Here is a 14484-nt window from a genome sequence, read left to right on the forward strand (position 1 = left end):
GAGGAACGATGGCTTCTGAACATACCGCCAAGGCATTCGACAGCGACCTGCAGGAATTGACCCGCCTGGTCGCCGAGATGGGCGGCCTCGTCGAGCGGATGATCACCGAGTCGGTTGACGCGCTGATCCGTCGCGACGTCGCGCTCGGCAAGCGCGTGGTCGCCGCCGACATCGAGATCGACAATCTGCAACGCGTCATCGAAGAGCGCGCGGTGCTGACGATCGCCCGCCGCCAGCCGATGGCGATCGACCTGCGCGAAATCGTCAGCGCGATGCGCGTCGCCACCGATCTCGAGCGGATCGGCGATCTCGCCAAGAACATGGGCAAGCGCGTCGCGGCGCTGGAGAGCGATTTCCAGCCGCTGAAGCTGATCCGCGGCCTCGAGCACATGACCGATCTCGTGCTGTCGCAGGTCAAGTCGGTGCTCGACGCCTACGCGGCACACGACCTGCCGGCGGCGATGAACGTCTGGAAGGGCGACGAGGAGGTCGATGCGATCTGCACCTCGCTGTTCCGCGAGCTGCTGACCTACATGATGGAGGATCCGCGCAACATCTCGTTCTGCATCCATCTGATGTTCTGCGCCAAGAACATCGAGCGGATCGGCGATCACGCCACCAACATCGCCGAAACCGTGTTCTACATGATCGAGGGCCAGCAGATCACCGACAAGCGCCCGAAGGGCGACATGACCAACTTTGCCACCACGGTGCCGGGCAACTAGGGCATGATCCGCGACAGCGGAACCGGATTGTCCTCGCGACAGATCGTTTGCGCGCGGACCTTGCTGAAGGAAGTAAGCGTTTCGGTTTGCGTCTGGGCAACGGATCACCACAGAGAAAGAACTTAGACCGATGAGCGCACGCATTCTGGTAGTCGAAGACGAGGAAGCGCTGACGACGTTGTTGCGCTACAACCTCGATGCGGAAGGCTACGATGTCGAAACCGTCGGGCGCGGCGATGATGCCGACACCCGGCTGAAGGAGCGCGTTCCCGACCTCGTGGTCCTCGACTGGATGCTGCCGGGTCTTTCCGGCATCGAGCTGTGCCGCCGCCTGCGGGCGCGGCCGGAGACCAAGCAGCTTCCGATCATCATGCTGACCGCGCGCGGCGAGGAGAGCGAGCGCGTGCGCGGGCTGGCCACCGGCGCCGACGATTACATCGTCAAGCCGTTCTCGGTGCCCGAGCTGCTGGCACGGGTGAAGGGCCTGCTGCGCCGCGCCAGCCCGGAGCGGCTTGCGACCGTGCTGACCTATGGCGACATCGAGCTCGATCGCGAGAAGCGCCGCGTGGCGCGCTCGGGCCGGCCGATCGATCTCGGGCCGACCGAGTATCGCCTGCTCGAATTCTTCCTCGAGCATCCCGGCCGCGTGTTCAGCCGCGAGCAGCTGCTCGACAGCGTCTGGGGCCGCGACATCTATATCGATGAGCGCACCGTCGACGTCCATATCGGTCGCCTGCGCAAGCTGCTCAATCCGGGCCGCGAGCAGGATCCGATCCGCACCGTGCGCGGCGCCGGCTATGCGCTCGACGACCGCTTCGCCAAGGCCGAGCCGCAGCCGTAACGGGCGTGCGGTAATCACAAGCCGTACACGCGGGTCGTCCCGGCGAAGGCCGGGACCCATACGCCGCGGCCAGCGCAATAGGCAAGCGGCCAGACGGCTTTCCAACAACGCTCATTCGTGGTTATGGGTCCCGGCCTTCGCCGGGACGACGCTGGTGATGCTTCTGAAAGCCAAAAAAAATCCCCGCCAAAGCGGGGATTTGTTTTTGAAGTCTTCCGTGGTTTCCCGAGCGCTTACTTGATCTGCGGTTTCGCCGATGGCCGGCGCCGATCGCCGGCGGGCTGGTAGGCGATGCGCGAGTGGTGCGCGCAATAGGGCAGGCCGGCGAGCGCCTTGCCGCCGCAGAAGAAGAATTCCGGGCTCGAGGGATCGCCGACCGGCCAATGGCAGGTGGCTTCGTTGAGCTCGATCAGCGACAGCCGCTGGCTCATCGGCACCACGTTGTCGTAGGAGATCGGATCGGGCTCCATCTCGACCTCGAAGGCGTGGGCGAGCGCGGTGTTGCCGCGCGAAACCGGGCGCGCCACCCGCATCATGTGCTGGGCGGGACGCGCCTTGCGCTGCCGCGGCGCGGCGGTCGAGGGCGCCTTGGCACGGCCGGAGAGGCCGAGCCGATGCACTTTGCCGATCACGGCGTTTCGCGTCACATTGCCAAGTTCCGCTGCGATCTGGCTGGCCGAAAGGCCAGACTCCCAGAGCTTCTTCAGCTGCTCGACGCGATCGTCGGACCAGGTCAATACCGTCATCGCATTCTTCCTTTCGCATGGCGCCGGCCAGTCATTGGAGCGGCGTTGCGAGCCAAATCTGGACAAATATCCCTGCGGCCAGAATCCCTTAGCCCTCGCCGGGCACGGTGTTGCGCCCGAACGTTTACGCGAGACACAAAGGCTACTTAGAGGGTCCAGTACTGCCGCACGAGATGTCGTACCCGACAGCCCAAACGCTACAATATGGCGTGACTCTGGCGCAAGAGTCCGCGGCTGTGCGTCCACATGTTCCCACACAGTTAGGCATTGCAATGAGGCTTTTCCACCGCACCGGAATGCTCCGGATTGCGCTCGTTTCGCACGCACGGAAGCCCGGCTAAGGCCGGCTGCTGGCGATTGACACGGACCCGCCGCAGCATAGAATGTTGCCACGTGCCGCCCGCAAAGGCGGCCGTTTTGTTTTCCGAAGCCGGCCGTTGCTGCGCTGGCGTCAAGGCGCGCGGCAATTGTCGGCCTCTAACCGGCAGTGAACGCCATGACCAACAGCGCCCCGTCGCATCTGCTTCCCGTCTTCGCCAGGGTCGATCTCGGCTTCGAGCGCGGTGAGGGCGCCTGGCTGATCGCAACCAATGGCGACCGCTATCTCGATTTCACCTCGGGCGTCGCGGTGAACGCGCTCGGGCATGCGCATCCGCATCTGGTCAAGGCGTTGCAGGAACAGGCGACCAGGCTCTGGCACATGTCGAACCTGTTCAAGAGCCCGGACGGCGAGAAGCTGGCCGCGCGGCTGTGCGAGCAGAGCTTTGCCGACTTCGTGTTCTTCTGCAATTCCGGCGCGGAAGCGATGGAAGGCGTGATCAAGCTGGTCCGCCACTATCACTTCTCCAAGGGCCATCCGGAACGCTATCGCATCATCACCTTCGAGGGCGCCTTCCATGGCCGCACGCTGGGCACGCTGGCCGCGACCGGCTCGGCGAAATATCTCGAAGGCTTCGGCCCGCCGATGGACGGCTTCGACCAGGTGCCGCATGGCGACATCGAGGCGGTGAAGAAGGCGATCGGCCCGCACACCGCCGGCATCCTGATCGAGCCGGTGCAGGGCGAGGGCGGCGTGCGCTCGGCGCCGCACGCCTTCTTCAAGGCGCTGCGTGCGCTGTGCGACGAGCATGGCCTGCTGCTCGCCTTCGACGAGGTGCAGACCGGCATGGGCCGTACCGGCGACCTGTTCGCCTACAAGCGCGTCGGCGTCACGCCGGACGTGATGTCGCTGGCCAAGGCGCTCGGCGGCGGCTTCCCGATCGGTGCGGTGCTGGCAACGGCGAAGGCCGCTGAGGGCATGGCGCCCGGCTCGCATGGCTCGACCTTCGGCGGCAATCCGCTGGCGGTCGCGGCGGCGAATGCCGTGCTCGACGTCATGCTGAAGCCCGGCTTCTTCGACCACGTCCAGAAGATATCGCTGCTGCTGAAGCAGAAGCTCGCTTCCGTCGTCGATCGCTATCCCACCGTGCTGGCGGATGTGCGCGGCGAGGGCCTCCTGATCGGCGTCAAGGCCGTGGTGCCCTCGGGCGACCTGATCGCCGCTTTGCGCAACGAAAAGCTGCTCACCGTCGGCGCCGGCGACAATGTGGTGCGCTTCCTCGCGCCCCTGATCGTGACCGAGGCCGAGATCGACCAGTCGATCGGCTCGCTCGAGCGCGCCTGCGCGACATTGTCGGCGGCACAGCCGAGGAAGGCCGGATAATGAGCAAGCCGGTCCGTCACTTCCTCGACATCAACGAGCTGCCGCTCGGCGAGCTGCGCAATATGCTGTCTGCCGGCGCCGCCATGAAGGCCAGGCTGAAGGCGCATGAGAAGGCCAGGAAGCCGCTCGAAGGCAAGACGCTGGCGATGATCTTCGAGCGCCCGTCGACCCGCACCCGGGTGTCGTTCGACGTCGGTATGCGCCAGCTCGGCGGTGAATCGATCATGCTGACCGGCACCGAGATGCAGCTCGGCCGCGGCGAGACCATCGCCGACACCGCGCGGGTGCTGTCGCGCTATGTCGATGCGATCATGATCCGCATCCTCAACCATGACGCGCTGCTCGAGCTCGCCGCCCACGCCACCGTGCCCGTCATCAACGGCCTGACCCGGCGCTCGCATCCCTGCCAGGTGATGGCCGACCTCATGACCTATGAGGAGAACCGCGGCTCGATCGAGGGCAAGACGGTGGCCTGGACCGGCGACGACAACAACGTGCTGGCTTCCTGGGCGCATGCCGCCGAGCGGTTCAAGTTCCAGCTCAATATCGCGACCCCTCCGGAGCTGTCGCCGAAGAAGCCGATGCGCGACTGGATCAAGGCGACCAACGCGCCGATCGTGCTCGGCACCGATCCGGAGGCCGCCGTGCGCGGCGCCGACTGCGTCGTCACCGACACCTGGGTGTCGATGGGCGACAAGGAGGGCGAGCACCGCCACAACGTGCTGCGGCCCTATCAGGTCAATGCCAAGCTGATGTCGCTCGCCAAGCCCGACGCGCTGTTCATGCACTGCCTGCCCGCGCATCGCGGCGAGGAGGTCACCGACGAGGTGATCGACGGCCCGCAATCCGTTGTGTTCGACGAGGCCGAAAACCGCCTGCATGCGCAGAAGGGCATTCTGGCCTGGTGTTTTAACGAAGTCGCGTAAGGCCGCTTCAACGCTGTCGTCCCGGCGAAAGCCGGGACCCATAACCACCATTGCTCGTTGTTGCAAAAGGCTGGGGCCCCAGCTTGATGCACCAACGAACAATGGTGGTTATGGGTCCCGGCTTTCGCCGGGACGACGGTCCGTCGTTGATTGAACCCCTTTATTTCACGGTCCGAGACCCCAGATAGAGCGCCATGGTTTCACAATCCCCCGACATCAAAATCACGGCCGAGGCGCCGGTTCGCGCGCCGTCGGCGGTTCCTGTCGACGATGCCGTGCTCGGCTTCGAGGTCGGCGCGCTGGATCTGCGCGGCCGGCTGACCCGGCTCGGCCCCGCGCTCGACGAGATCCTGCACAAGCACGATTATCCGCCGGCGGTCGGCAAGCTGCTCGGCGAGGCCATCGTGCTGACCACGCTGCTCGGCTCGTCGGTCAAGTTCGAGGGCCGCTTCATCCTTCAGACCCGGACCGATGGTCCGGTGTCGCTGCTGATCGTCGATTTCCAGGCGCCCGACCGGCTGCGCGCCTATGCGCGCTACGATGCGGCGCAGCTCAAGCCTGGCCAGACCTCGGGCGAGCTGCTCGGCAAGGGCCACCTTGCGATGACCATCGACCAGGGCTCCAACACCAGCCGCTATCAGGGCCTCGTCGCGCTCGAGGGCGGCGGCCTGGAAGAGGCGGCACACGAATATTTCCTGCGTTCCGAGCAGATCCCGACGCGGGTGCGGCTCGCGGTCGGCGAGGAGATGCGCGGTGGCGAAGGCGGCAAGCTGCACTGGCGCGCCGGCGGCATCCTGCTGCAATTCCTGCCCAAGGCGCCGGAACGCGCCAAGCAGGCCGACCTGCATCCCGGCGACGCGCCGGAAGGCACGGTGACGCATTCGGTGCCGGATGACGACGCCTGGGTCGAGGGCCAGTCGCTGCTCTCTACCGTCGAGGATGTCGAGCTGATCGATCCCGATCTCTCAGGCGAGCGGCTGTTGTACCGCCTGTTCCACGAGCGCGGCGTGCGCGTCTTCACCCCGCAACCGCTGCGCGCGCAGTGCTCCTGCTCGCGTGATGCGGTGTCGGCGATGCTGAAGAGTTTTGCGCCGAACGATCGCGCCGAGATGGTCAAGGATGGCAAGGTCGTCGTGACCTGCGAGTTCTGCTCGTCGGTCTACGAGTTCACGCCGCAGGAAGCCGGCGTGGAGTAGGACGCGGTCGCCATCACACACAACGCTCGTCATCGCCCGCGAAAGCGGGTGATCCAGTATTCCAGAGACGTCTGTTGTGGATGCGGACAGGCCGCGGCGTACTGGATGCCCCGCCTGCGCGCAGGGCTATCGCATATGACATCTAAGGGCTATGGAACTGACGTTTCCACATCGTCATGCCCGGGCTTGTCCCGGGCATCCACGTCTTGTTTTCTTATGAAGGAAGACATGGATGGCCGGGACAAGCCCGGCCATGACGGCGTTCACATGGGCTGCTCACACCATATGCGATAGCCCTGCGCCTGCGCGGGGCATGACAGCGGCGGCTAGTTCAACACCCGCTTGCCATCCGGGCTCGGGCTATCCAGCGAGAAGGTCGGCACGTCGATGTCGAAGCGCTCGCCGGCTTCGGTGACCATCTGATAGCTGCCGGTCATGAAGCCGGACGCGGTCGGCAGCGGCACGCCGCTCGTATATTGATAGCGCGCGCCCGGCGCGAGCACCGGCTGCTCCCCGACCACGCCCGCGCCACGCACCTCCTGGCGGCGCCCGGTGGCGTCGGTGATGATCCAGTGCCGGGTGCGCAGCTGCACCGTTTCCGGTCCCGAATTGGTGATCACGATCGTGTAGGACCAGAAATATTCGCGCCGCTCGACCGACGAGCGATCCGGCATGAAATTCGGCTCGACGGTGACTTCGATCTGGCGGGTAACGGCGCGGTACATGCGGCTCAATCCGGTGCTCTCGGCTGCCATCATAGCCAAATGATCCGCCGGAACCAATCGCCTGCCGGGGCTGTGCAAAGCCAACCCTGGTCTGGGTGTTCATCGCGGATTCAACATAGTTCCGCTCTAAAGCGCGGCCGCATGTCGCCGCACGCGGTGCTTTGTCGGCCCGGGGCGGCCCGATATGATCGCTACAGCGCGGTGTGCGGAGAATCGCCGCCGGTATGGTGTTTGATGAGCTCGATTGCCGATCCGATAGCCGGCGCGCCCGCGGCTGATGCCAAGAGCGACGCCAAGAGCGACGTCAAGACGGATGCCAAGACCGACGTCAAGGCGAAAGCCCGGGCGGCGGCGCCCGCGATCACGCTGCCGGCGGCCGGCGAGCGCGAGCTCAGGCTCGACCTGTTCCGCGGGCTCGCGCTGTGGCTGATCTTCATCGATCATCTGCCGACCAATCTGCTGACCTGGCTGACGATCCGCAATTACGGCTTCTCCGACGCCACCGAGATATTCATCTTCATCTCCGGCTACACCGCGGCCTTTGTCTACGGCCGGGCGATGCTGGAGGGCGGCTTCGTGATCGCGACAGCGCGCATCCTGCGCCGGGTCTGGCAGATCTATGTCGCGCATGTCTTCCTGTTCACGATCTTCCTCGCCGAGATCTCCTATGTCGCGACCTCGTTCGAGAACCCGCTCTATTCCGAAGAGATGGGGATCATGGACTTCCTCAAGCAGCCCGATGTCACCATCGTGCAGGCGCTGTTGCTGCGCTTCCGTCCCGTCAACATGGACGTGCTGCCGCTCTATATTGTCTTGATGCTGTTCCTGCCGCTGATCCTGTGGCTGATGAAGTGGAAGCCCGACGTCACGCTCGGCCTGTCGGTGGTGCTGTACGCGCTGACGTGGCAGTTCGACCTGTACCTGTCGGCCTATCCGAACGGCTTCTGGGCCTTCAATCCGTTCGCCTGGCAATTGCTGTTCGTGTTCGGCGCCTGGTGCGCGCTCGGCGGTGCGCGGCGGATGTCGCGCATCCTGTCGTCGAACATCACGATGTGGATCTGCATCGTCTATCTGGTCGCCGCGTTCTTCGTGACGCTGACCTGGTACGTGCCGCAGCTCGGCCACATCATGCCGAAGGTGATCGAGCAATGGATGTATCCGATCAACAAGACCGACCTTGACGTGTTGCGGTTCGCGCATTTCCTGGCGCTCGCAGCCCTCACCGTGCGCTTCCTGCCCCGGGATTGGCCGGGCTTGAAATCGCGCTGGCTGCGACCATTGATCCTGTGTGGCCAGCACTCGCTTGAGATATTCTGCCTTGGGGTTTTCCTCGCCTTTGCCGGTCATTTCGTGCTTGCCGAGGTCTCGGGCGGTGCCGCATTGCACGCCCTGATCAGCGTCTGCGGCATCCTGATCATGTGCGGCATGGCGTGGATTATTTCGTGGTACAAACACTCCGCCGACAAAAGCGCCTCGAAAAAAGGCGCCGCCGGCAACGCCGATCTGGCGGGAGGGGGAGCATGAAGTCCGCATGGACGATGCTGGGCCTGACGCTGCTGGTCGCCTGTTTGGCGGCGGCGCCCGCGCGCGCCGGCGACACCGCCGATCCACCGGCGCCACCCTGCGACGTGCCCGCCTATCTGCTGGCGAGCGAGAGCTCGCTGCCCAAGGTCAAGGATGCGTTGAAGGCCAATCAGCCGCTCAACGTGCTCGTGGTCGGCAGCCGCTCCTCGACCATCCAGGGCAACGAGGCGAGTGCCTATCCGGCGAAGCTCCAGGCCGCGCTCAAGGAGGCGTTTCCGGCGGCCACGATCGATTTATCCGTAGAATTACAGGGAAAAAGCACCGCCGAGGAGACCGCGGGAACCCTTGTTAAGCTTGCCGAAGCAAAAAAGCCTACTTTGGTTATCTGGCAGACCGGAACGGTCGATGCTATGCGAGCAGTCGATCCGGACGATTTCCGTACCGCCATCAACGACGGCGTTGTTGCGTTACGGGGCGCTGGGGCCGACGTGGTGCTGGTCAATCTGCAATACAGCCCGCGTACGGAGACGATGATCTCTGCGCCGCCCTATCTCGACAATATCAAGGTGGTGGCGCAGCAGCACGACGTTCCGCTGTTCGACCGGTTTTCGATCATGAAGCAGTGGAGCGACGCCGGATATTTTGACCTGTTCAGCACCTCGCATGGTGTCGACCTGGCCAAGAAGGTTCACGCCTGTCTCGGCCGCGCACTGGCGAAATTCGTGATCGATGCGGCCCATCTGGGTCCGGTGCAGCAGAATTAGAGGAAGCAGAGTTGATGCGTTTTGCCTTCCCTTTTCGCTCTCGCGCAGCGCGACGCCGGTGCGCCGCAGCAGCGCTGGTGGTGTTTGCGCCGTTCGCGGCTGCGCCGTCGCGCGCGCAGACCCAGGGCGACCAGCATGCGGCGCTCTCATCGGGTGCCAGGGTTGAAACCGCACGGTCCGATGCCAGCAAGCCGGCTGCGATGGCAACCGACGTCGCCACTTCGCAACAGCCCGGCATCGCCTCGCAGGCGCTCGACAAGGTGAAGCAGGTCGCGCGCTCGGCGAGCGACATCTTCCATCGCGTCCCCTGTCAGCAGCCCAACGGCGTCGCCAACACCACCGGCTCGCTGCCGCATGTCGCGGCCAAGCTCGCTGCCGGCCGGCCCGTCGTCATCATCGCGTTCGGCTCGTCCTCGACCCAGGGCTATGGGTCGTCGGCGCCGGAATTCACCTATCCGAGCCGGCTCGCCGGCCAGTTGCGCCGGCAATATCCCTCTGCCGACATCACCGTGCTCAACCGCGGCAAGGGCGGCGAGGATGCGCCGGAGATGATGAAGCGGTTGCAGACCGAAGTGATCGACGTGCATCCCGACATGGTGATCTGGCAGGTCGGCACCAATGCGGTGCTGCGCAATCTCGATCCGGCCGAGACCGAGAAGCAGGTCGAGGACGGCGTGGCGCGCATCCAGGCCGACGGCGCCGACGTCGTGCTGGTCGATCCGCAATATTCGCCGCGCGTCACCGAGCGCCCCGAAAGCGCGCGCGGCATGGTGAAGCTGCTCGGCCGCATCGCCGCGCTGCGCCATGTCGGCATCTTCCCGCGCTTCGAGGTGATGCGCGACTGGCACGAGAAGCAGGCGATCCCGATCAACGATTTCGTCATCGCCGACGGCCTGCACATGAACGACTGGGGCTATGCGTGCTTCGCCCAGTTGCTCGGCGACGACATCATCCGCTCGGTCGGCGCGATCAAGATCGGCGTCAACGTGCCGGCGGACGTGCGCACCTACCGGCCGATGTGATCAGCCGCGCTTCGCGCTGGCCCGCTGGCGCGCGGCAGAGAACGTAAGCGCATGAATCACCGGCGGCACCAAGCATTCGGTGTCGTCCCGGCGAAGGCCGGGACCCATAACCACCGAGGGTTATTGTCGCGCGCTCTAGGAATGACGAGTCCCGCCTACAACATCCGCCGCGGAGTATGGGTCCCGGCCTTCGCCGGGACGACGGCGGAGCGTGTGGCGCCACTTGCGCCCTAGGCCCATAGGTCTCTCGCCATTGCCGTCCCAGCTTGACCTCACCGCGGTAATCCGCTCCCTTGGCGCCTCGACCAAGCCTCAAGGGAAACGCTCATGTCTTTCGTGCTGGCCATCGATCAGGGCACCACTTCGTCGCGCGCCATGGTGTTTCGCAGCGACATCTCCATCGCCGCGGTGGCGCAGCAGGAGTTTCCGCAGCATTTCCCGGCCTCCGGCTGGGTCGAGCACGAGCCGGAGGACATCTGGACCTCGACCATCATGGTGTGCCGCGAGGCGCTGGAGAAGGCCGGCCTGAAGGCCAAGGACATTGCCGCGATCGGCATCACCAACCAGCGCGAGACCACCGTGGTGTGGGACCGCGCCACCGGCCAGGCCGTGCACCGCGCGATCGTCTGGCAGGACCGCCGCACCGCCGACATCTGCGCCAGGTTGAAGGCCGAAGGCCATGAGCCCGCGATCTCGGCGAAGACCGGCCTGATCATCGATCCGTATTTCTCGGGCACCAAAGTCGCCTGGATCCTCGATCACGTGCCGGGCGCGCGCGAACGCGCCGAGCGCGGCGAGCTGTTGTTCGGCACCGTCGACTGCTATCTGCTGTGGCGGCTCACCGGCGGCCGCGTGCACGCCACCGACGCCACCAACGCCTCGCGCACGCTGCTGTTCAACATCCACACCGGTGCCTGGGACGACGATCTCATCAACCTCTTGCGCGTGCCGCGCTCGATGCTCCCAGAGGTGAAGGATTCCTCCGCCCGGTTCGGCGAGAGCACCGCTGATCTGTTCGGCGGCCCGATTGCGATCTCCGGGATCGCCGGCGACCAGCAGGCCGCGACCATCGGCCAGGCCTGCTTCGAGCCCGGCATGATGAAATCGACCTACGGCACCGGCTGCTTCGCGCTGCTCAACACCGGCATCACGCCGGTGGCCTCGAAGAACAAGCTGCTGACCACGATCGCCTATCAGCTCGGCGGCCAGCGCACCTACGCGCTGGAAGGCTCGATCTTCGTCGCCGGCTCCGCGGTGCAGTGGCTGCGCGACGGGCTCGGCATCATCAAGCACGCCGCCGAGACCGGACCTCTCGCCGACAAGTCCGACAGCATGCAGAGCGTCTATCTCGTGCCGGCCTTCGTCGGCATGGGCGCGCCTTACTGGAATCCGCGTGTGCGCGGCGCGCTGTTCGGGCTGACCCGCAACACCGGCCCGGCCGAGCTCGCGCATGCGACGCTGGAGAGCGTCTGCTACCAGACCTTCGATCTGTGGGCCGCGATGCGCACCGACTGGCCCGAGGCCAACGCTGCCAACACCGTGCTGCGCGTCGACGGCGGCATGACCGCCTCCGACTGGACCATGCAGCGGCTCGCCGACCTGCTCAACGCGCCGGTCGACCGCCCGATGATCCAGGAGACCACGGCATTGGGCGCCGCCTATCTCGCCGGCCTTGAGGCCGGCGTCTATCCGGAGCCCGCGAAGTTCGCCGACAATTGGCGGCTCGAGCACCGCTTCCGCCCGGCGATGAGCGAAGCGACGCGCGACCGCAAGCTCGCCGGCTGGGCCCGCGCGGTGAAGGGCGTGCTGGCGAGCGACGAAGGGGAGTGAGGGGACGGCCCGTCCAGCAACCTCCGCCGTCGTCCCGGCGCAGGCCGGGACCCATAACCACGAATGCCGATCGTCTTGCGACGCTGGGGCCGCAGCGTGCCCCGACAACAAAACCCTGTGGCAATGGGGGCCCGGCCTGCGCTGGGACGACACAGGGTGTGCGGCAGGCGCTGTTGCGCTACCCCTCCTGCTTCTCCTGCAATTCCAGCATCGCGCGCAGCGTATCGTCGCTGAGCTTGCCGTTCGGTGACGGCGTGCGCCGCTCGACGGTTTCGACCGGGCGCGTATGCTGCGGCACGACCGGCGCGCTGCGCACCGGCGCGCCGTCGCCGATATCCTCAGCCTCGTTGGCGGCGCCTGCGCCATAGGCGTAACCGATGCCGCGCCGCCGGCGCGTGGGCTTCGGCTTCGGGGGCGGCGGCGTATAGATGATCGGCGGCAGCGTGTGATGGCGCGACACGGTGTTTGCTCCGGTGGCCTCTCCACATGGAGCTCCTGATTCGCCGAAATCCCGACTGACAAATCGGTAACTTTGTTACGCAGCGTTGCATTGCATCTGCGGCGAGACACGCGGATATTTCTCGCCGGCAATATGGAAACAGGGATCGCGATGCTGCTGCCCGACGGATATTCCGACATTCCCCACGGCAAGGTCGCCGCCGTCGTCACCTATCTGGAAATGACCGCGCGCCCGCCGTTGCGCGATGAGTCGCCGGGCGCGTGGCGCCTGCGCAAGGTCGAGCCGCCCGCGCTCGACTGGTATCGCGAGCTCTACCGCCGCGTCGGGGAGGAGTGGCTGTGGTTCAGCCGCACCGGGCTCGATGACGCCGATCTTGCGTCAAGAATCCACGGGCCCGGCATCGAGCTTTACGGGCTGGTCGTCGATGGCCATGACGAAGGCCTGCTCGAGCTCGATTTCAGCGTGCCCGGCAATTGCGAGCTGCTTTATTTCGGCGTCACCGCAAAATTGATCGGCACCGGCGCGGCGCGCTTCCTGATGAACCGCGCGCTCGAGATCGCCTGGTCGCGCGACGTCAGCCGCGTCTGGGTGCACACATGCACCTTGGACCATCCTTCCGCGGTCGCGTTCTACCAGCGCTCGGGCTTTCGCGCGTTCCGCCGGCAGATCGAAGTCGCCGACGATCCGAGGCTCAACGGCATGGCGCCGCGCGATGCGGCGAGGCATGTGCCGGTGATTGAATAGGTGCGGCTCCGAACACCGCCGTCGTCCCGGGCAAGCGTAAGCGCGACCCGGGACCCATAACCACTGAAGTGAGTTGGCTTGCAGCGCTGGGGCAGGCAGCATCGGCCGCGACGAAAGCCGGTGGTTATGGGTCCCTGCTTTCGCAGGGACGACACTGGATATGCGACTCAGTGCTGGCAATGCCTCATTGCAATGACTCAGCAGTGTTGCAATGCCGCGCAGCCCATCTAGGATGGTGCAAAGCGCAACCTTTGACCTCGGCCCGGCCGCCACACCTCGAAAGCCCTGCTTTCGCGGCAGCGGTTTGCCGCGGCATGTCCGATGATGAGGTGAAACGATGTTCCTGATCGGCCAGTACGACTCGCCCTTTGTCCGCCGCACCGCGATCGCGCTGCGGCTCTATGGCTTGCGCTTCGAGCACAGGCCATGGTCGACCTTCGGCGATGCGGAGAAGGTTGCGACGTTCAATCCGGTGCAGCGGGTGCCGACGCTGGTGCTCGACGACGGCGAGGCGCTGATCGAGAGCGGGGCGATCCTGGATTATCTCGACGAACTGGTCGGGCCGGACAAGGCGATGATTGCGCGTTCCGGCATCGAGCGGCGCCGGCATCTGCGCATCATGGCACTGGCGACCGGGCTCGCCGACAAGGCGGTCAGCCTGGTCTACGAGCGGGTGCTGCGCAAGGAGCAGCTCAAGCTGTGGGTCGAGCGCTGCGAGGGGCAGATTGCCCGCGTGCTCGCGGCGCTGGAGCAGGAGCGGACGGCGGTCGAGACGCCCTATTGGTTGGGCGATCGCATCGGTCACGCCGACATCGCGGTGGCCTGCGCCTTGCGGTTCACCGGCGAAGCACATCCGCATCTGTTCGACGCGCGCTATCCGGCGCTGCGGGCGCATGCGGCGCGCTGCGAGGCACTGCCGCCGTTCCAGGAGATCGTGCAGCCGCTGGCGCCGCCGAAAGGGTAGGGATCGTGTGCGCTCTCTATCGTCATTCCGGGGCGATGCGCAGCGTCCATTTCACCACAGATGATGCGGCTTGATGGATTCCGGGCTCTCGCTTCGCGAGCCCCGGAATGACGATGGATCTGGCGAGGGCCAGGACGACAGCGCTGAATGCGGTGCGGGCGATGGTCAGTCGCGCTAGTCGCCAACTCTCCATCCCACGCGCCCCCGCAACGCGCGCTACGGACTACCCATTGCCAGCCCGATCTTCTATGGTGGCCGTTCGGTTTGCGTGTTACGCGAACGTGATAAATCCATGATATCAAAGGCTTAAGGCTC

General features: G+C 65.5%; 14 protein-coding genes. 11 read left to right on the forward strand and 3 right to left on the reverse strand.

Annotated elements, in window-relative coordinates; genetic code table 11:
* The first annotated feature begins 8 nt into the window (after nucleotides 1–8).
* Together phoU and phoB are read left to right on the forward strand one after the other, a co-directional pair.
* Nucleotides 9–725, forward strand: a complete 717-nt coding sequence (gene phoU / locus CWS35_RS10240) for a phosphate signaling complex protein PhoU (protein ID WP_024578984.1) — start codon at nucleotides 9–11, stop codon at nucleotides 723–725.
* Between the two features lie 130 nt (nucleotides 726–855).
* Nucleotides 856–1566 carry a phosphate regulon transcriptional regulator PhoB gene (phoB, locus tag CWS35_RS10245; protein WP_016844067.1) on the forward strand — a complete coding sequence of 237 codons (711 nt, stop codon included), beginning with the start codon at nucleotides 856–858 and terminating at the stop codon, nucleotides 1564–1566.
* A gap of 233 nt (nucleotides 1567–1799) precedes the next feature.
* On the opposite strand, the gene CWS35_RS10250 is transcribed toward phoB, so the two are convergent.
* Nucleotides 1800–2312, reverse strand: a complete 513-nt coding sequence (locus tag CWS35_RS10250; protein WP_024578985.1) for a GcrA family cell cycle regulator — start codon at nucleotides 2310–2312, stop codon at nucleotides 1800–1802.
* Nucleotides 2313–2808: 496 nt separating this feature from the next.
* Here CWS35_RS10250 and CWS35_RS10255 point away from each other — a divergent pair, with 496 nt between their 5' ends.
* The 3 genes from CWS35_RS10255 to CWS35_RS10265 all read left to right on the forward strand — a co-directional run bounded on the left by CWS35_RS10255 (nucleotide 2809) and on the right by CWS35_RS10265 (nucleotide 6136).
* The gene (locus CWS35_RS10255) at nucleotides 2809–4014 is read left to right on the forward strand and encodes an aspartate aminotransferase family protein (protein WP_168226297.1); all 1206 of its coding nucleotides are present in this window, start codon (nucleotides 2809–2811) and stop codon (nucleotides 4012–4014) included.
* Complete coding sequence (argF, locus tag CWS35_RS10260) at nucleotides 4014–4940, forward strand: ornithine carbamoyltransferase (protein ID WP_024578987.1); 927 nt, start codon at nucleotides 4014–4016, stop codon at nucleotides 4938–4940. The genes CWS35_RS10255 and argF overlap by 1 nt, the downstream gene beginning before the upstream one ends.
* Before the next feature lie 194 nt (nucleotides 4941–5134).
* Entirely contained in the window at nucleotides 5135–6136 is a 1002-nt protein-coding gene (locus CWS35_RS10265; protein WP_100951824.1) for an Hsp33 family molecular chaperone, read from the forward strand.
* Between the two features lie 326 nt (nucleotides 6137–6462).
* Here CWS35_RS10265 and apaG read toward each other — a convergent pair whose 3' ends face one another.
* A complete protein-coding gene (apaG, locus tag CWS35_RS10270) occupies nucleotides 6463–6861 on the reverse strand; it encodes a Co2+/Mg2+ efflux protein ApaG (protein WP_024578989.1) in 399 nt (132 codons plus the stop codon).
* 234 nt (nucleotides 6862–7095) lie between these two features.
* Between apaG and CWS35_RS10275 the strand changes: the two genes are divergently transcribed.
* The 4 genes from CWS35_RS10275 (at nucleotide 7096) to glpK (ending at nucleotide 12001) form a co-directional block, all read left to right on the forward strand.
* The gene (locus tag CWS35_RS10275) at nucleotides 7096–8385 is read left to right on the forward strand and encodes an OpgC domain-containing protein (protein WP_100951825.1); all 1290 of its coding nucleotides are present in this window, start codon (nucleotides 7096–7098) and stop codon (nucleotides 8383–8385) included.
* Nucleotides 8382–9149, forward strand: coding sequence for a lipolytic enzyme (locus tag CWS35_RS10280; RefSeq protein WP_024578991.1), 768 nt, complete (start codon nucleotides 8382–8384; stop codon nucleotides 9147–9149). Before CWS35_RS10275 ends, CWS35_RS10280 begins: the two co-directional genes overlap by 4 nt.
* An 80-nt stretch (nucleotides 9150–9229) precedes the next feature.
* A complete protein-coding gene (locus CWS35_RS10285) occupies nucleotides 9230–10171 on the forward strand; it encodes an SGNH/GDSL hydrolase family protein (protein ID WP_371682843.1) in 942 nt (313 codons plus the stop codon).
* Nucleotides 10172–10498: 327 nt separating this feature from the next.
* A complete protein-coding gene (gene glpK, locus CWS35_RS10290) occupies nucleotides 10499–12001 on the forward strand; it encodes a glycerol kinase GlpK (protein ID WP_100951827.1) in 1503 nt (500 codons plus the stop codon).
* A gap of 178 nt (nucleotides 12002–12179) precedes the next feature.
* Here glpK and CWS35_RS10295 read toward each other — a convergent pair whose 3' ends face one another.
* The gene (locus CWS35_RS10295; protein ID WP_100951828.1) at nucleotides 12180–12461 is read right to left on the reverse strand and encodes a hypothetical protein; all 282 of its coding nucleotides are present in this window, start codon (nucleotides 12459–12461) and stop codon (nucleotides 12180–12182) included.
* Between the two features lie 150 nt (nucleotides 12462–12611).
* Here CWS35_RS10295 and CWS35_RS10300 point away from each other — a divergent pair, with 150 nt between their 5' ends.
* Nucleotides 12612–13205 (forward strand): N-acetyltransferase, encoded by a 594-nt coding sequence (locus CWS35_RS10300; protein WP_100951829.1) that lies wholly within the window; start codon nucleotides 12612–12614, stop codon nucleotides 13203–13205.
* 337 nt (nucleotides 13206–13542) lie between these two features.
* The gene (locus CWS35_RS10305; RefSeq protein ID WP_024578996.1) at nucleotides 13543–14169 is read left to right on the forward strand and encodes a glutathione S-transferase family protein; all 627 of its coding nucleotides are present in this window, start codon (nucleotides 13543–13545) and stop codon (nucleotides 14167–14169) included.
* Nucleotides 14170–14484 lie beyond the last annotated feature (315 nt).

It is taken from the genome of Bradyrhizobium sp. SK17 (genome assembly GCF_002831585.1).
Classification (GTDB): domain Bacteria; phylum Pseudomonadota; class Alphaproteobacteria; order Rhizobiales; family Xanthobacteraceae; genus Bradyrhizobium.

Excerpts from the sequence above, each read along its gene's own strand:
- phoU (WP_024578984.1), top strand. The coding sequence starts at position 9 with ATGGCTTCTGAACATACCGCCAAGGCATTCGACAGCGACCTGCAGGAA.
- CWS35_RS10280 (WP_024578991.1), top strand. The coding sequence starts at position 8,382 with ATGAAGTCCGCATGGACGATGCTGGGCCTGACGCTGCTGGTCGCCTGT.
- CWS35_RS10250 (WP_024578985.1), bottom strand. The coding sequence starts at position 2,312 with ATGACGGTATTGACCTGGTCCGACGATCGCGTCGAGCAGCTGAAGAAG.
- CWS35_RS10305 (WP_024578996.1), top strand. The coding sequence starts at position 13,543 with ATGTTCCTGATCGGCCAGTACGACTCGCCCTTTGTCCGCCGCACCGCG.
- glpK (WP_100951827.1), top strand. The coding sequence starts at position 10,499 with ATGTCTTTCGTGCTGGCCATCGATCAGGGCACCACTTCGTCGCGCGCC.
- CWS35_RS10275 (WP_100951825.1), top strand. The coding sequence starts at position 7,096 with ATGAGCTCGATTGCCGATCCGATAGCCGGCGCGCCCGCGGCTGATGCC.
- argF (WP_024578987.1), top strand. The coding sequence starts at position 4,014 with ATGAGCAAGCCGGTCCGTCACTTCCTCGACATCAACGAGCTGCCGCTC.
- apaG (WP_024578989.1), bottom strand. The coding sequence starts at position 6,861 with ATGTACCGCGCCGTTACCCGCCAGATCGAAGTCACCGTCGAGCCGAAT.
- CWS35_RS10255 (WP_168226297.1), top strand. The coding sequence starts at position 2,809 with ATGACCAACAGCGCCCCGTCGCATCTGCTTCCCGTCTTCGCCAGGGTC.
- CWS35_RS10300 (WP_100951829.1), top strand. The coding sequence starts at position 12,612 with ATGCTGCTGCCCGACGGATATTCCGACATTCCCCACGGCAAGGTCGCC.
- CWS35_RS10265 (WP_100951824.1), top strand. The coding sequence starts at position 5,135 with ATGGTTTCACAATCCCCCGACATCAAAATCACGGCCGAGGCGCCGGTT.
- phoB (WP_016844067.1), top strand. The coding sequence starts at position 856 with ATGAGCGCACGCATTCTGGTAGTCGAAGACGAGGAAGCGCTGACGACG.